The 3033-nt window shown below is 62.7% G+C and carries 1 protein-coding gene; it reads left to right on the top strand.

The window, feature by feature from the left end:
* Positions 1-393: 393 nt before the first annotated feature.
* A partial coding sequence (locus tag ACXJ7R_RS28870; protein ID WP_457154805.1) for a tetratricopeptide repeat protein occupies positions 394-3033 on the top strand: 2640 nt, incomplete at its 3' end.

Below are 3033 nucleotides of genomic sequence, written 5' to 3'. Positions count from 1 at the left end.
TCTACATGGCGCTCGTGGGCCAAACCCTTCGAAAAATCCGAGGCTTAAAGGTGCCCCCTGGTTCGCGTCGTGCCCTCGAAATCACGGCGAAGTGAGCGATCGACCCGAACGGAGCGTTTGCTCGCCAACGGCTGGTTCAGCGGGACGGCGAGACCCTTGCGGCGGCGGACAGCGCTAGCTAACAATGGATAGCGTGGGGGTCGCGTTTGCAAAGGAAGGGACGAACTATCCTTTGCACACGGGTCATGCGAATGGCCGAGGCAGGGGGGTATTGCACATGGGGCATGAAGGTCGGACAAATCCGCATCGGAGCGGATTGCTGCCCCAGACGGCACGACGGCATAAAAGTGACCGCCTCGACCCGCAGTTATCCGGGGAGCAGACAGTCAGCATATGACAAGCGGCAAGCGCCTCTGTCTCAACATGATCGTCAAGAACGAGATGGCAAATCTCGAGCGCTGTCTCGGCGCAGTTGCGAGCCACATCGACTGCTGGGTCATCGGCGATACCGGCTCGACCGACGGGACACAGGATTTCGTCAAGTCGTTCTTCGCCGCACGCAACCTGCCAGGTGAGCTGCACGAATTTCCATTCCACAATTTCGAGCAGGCGCGCAACGCCGCGCTCGATCACGCCTATGCCTCGCCGCTCGCTTATGACTATCTGCTGTTCGACGACGCCGACATGGAACTGATGGTCGAGGATACGGGCTTCCGCGAGGGGCTCGACGGTCCAGGCTACCGGCTGCTGCAACGCTCGGATTCAGGCCTCGCCTATTGGAACACGCGCATTGTCAGGCGCGATGCTGGCGCACGCTACCGTGGTGTAACCCACGAGTATCTCGACGTGCCCGGCGGCGTGCAAGAACTACGCAGCGCCTGGTACAAGGACCACGCCAGCGGCTCGAACCGGGTGGACAAATTCGAGCGCGATGCCAGACTTTTGCTGGAGGCCCTCGAAAAGGATCCGGATAATCAGCGCTACTGGTTCTACCTGGCGCAATCCTACCGCGACGCCGGGCGGACGGCGGAGGCCGCGGTGGCATATGCCAAGCGCGCCGCGATGGGCGGCTGGGACGAGGAGGCGTGGAACGCCCGGCTGCAAGAGGCGCGCTGTCTGCGCACGCTTGGCGACGAGGCTGGCTTCATCGGCCAGGCGCTTGCCGCCTTCAATCAGCGGCCGCAACGTGCCGAGCCGCTCTATGACCTGGCGCGGTTCTACCGCGAGAAGGGGATGAATGACGCCAGCGTGCTGTTTTCGGAAGCCGGGCTGGCGATCAGGCGACCCGACCAGGACATCCTGTTTATTGAGGACTACGCCTACACGACAGGCCTGCTGGAGGAGTACGCGATCGCGGCAAACTACGCGCGCGATCCCGTGCGCAAGGACCGCGGCTTCGCGGCGTGCAACTGGCTGGCGCTGAACCGGACCATCGCCGATGGCCCCAGGGATCTGGCGTGGTCGAACCTGTTCTTCTATGTGCAGCCCGCCAAGACGGTGATGCCGTCCTTCAGCGCGCGTCCGGTCGGTTTCACGGCGCCCGACGGCTATCGGCCGTCAAACCCGTCGGTGACCCGGTGGGGCGGCCAGATCGTGCTGTTGCAGCGGACGGTGAATTTCACCCGGACCGAAGACAACCTTCGATACGACACGCCGGACGGAGTGCCGGTTCACACGCGCAATTTCCTGCTCCGATTGAGCGATGAACTCGCCATCCAGTCCGCAAACGAGATTTTGCCGCCGGCTGACATGCCGGAACTCGCGCGCGACCGGGTTCTTGAGGATATGCGCCTGTTCGCCTGGCGCGATGCGCTATGGGGCGTCTCGTGCGTGCGCGAACTGATACCGGACGGACAGTGCGAACAGGTCATCGCGCGCATCGACGAGGGTGGCGCCAGCCGGCTGACCGACTGGCGCGTGCTCCATCCGGCAGGACCGCGGGTGCACGAGAAGAACTGGATGCCGCAAGTCAAGCCTGCCGCAGGCGGCGAGAAGCTGCAATTCATCTGTTTCGGTGACTCCGTCAGGATAGTGGACGAGCATGCTGCGACCGTCCTTGAGACGTCTCCCGCGATCGCGACCCATAAGTTCGGGGGAGGAACCCAACTGCTCGCTTTCGCCGGCGGTTGGCTGACATTGATTCAGGAAGTGCAATGGAGGTTTGCGGAGAAGCTCCATTGGTGCATGCATCGGTTCGTCTGGTTCGACGAAACAAGCGTTCTGCGAAAAGTGAGCCGTCCGTTCTTCTTCAACAAAAAGGGCCCTGAATTCGCTGCGGGTCTAGCCTGGCATCCGGATGACGCGCGTTTGCTGATTTCTTACGGTGTGGCCGACAGCGAGTCCTGGATCGCGACCGTCGATGCGGGTGAGGTCCAGGCCTTGCTGGAGGAGGTGGATAGCCTGCCATCGGGTGTGGCTGACACAGCGTCCAGGCTGAYGCTGTCGTCGCCGGCCTCGCGGCTCCAGGCAGATTATTCAGCGCATACCGCTCCTCCAACGGAAACGCGGATGAAGCCTGACCGTGCTCGTGATGGCGCGGCGGGGGACAGAAGCGGGGTGCTGGTCGAAGCCATCGCCTCCGGCCGCGTGAAGTCARCGGAGGAGTTCTTCTATGAGCTTGCGCCGTTTCTGCGCGACGTCGATTCTCCGCGGGAGCGGCGGGAACGATCGCGCCAGTTCGACGCGCGGATCAATCCCTTCCTTGGCAGCGACGACACCGCACTTCCCCAGATCAACTGCTTCTATCAGGTGATGTCCGACAAGGCCGAGCATCGTACCCTGATTGCCGCCACAGCGTCGATGCGAGCGGCGGGCCATCCGGTGCGGGTGTGGAGCTATGCACCGGAGAAGCTCGAATTCCTCATCCCGCATGGGATCGAAATCCGCAATGCCGACGACGTCATGCCGCGCGCCATGTTCGAGCGGATCGTCGCCGGCTCCGAGATCAGGTATTTCAGCGACGTCTTCCGCTACGCCGTGCTGTACGAGCATGGCGGGCTATGGATGGATTGCGATGTCGTCATGCTGCGGCCC

It is taken from the genome of Mesorhizobium sp. P5_C1, from assembly GCF_054049815.1.
This window is presented reverse-complemented; position numbering and strand designations above follow the sequence as displayed.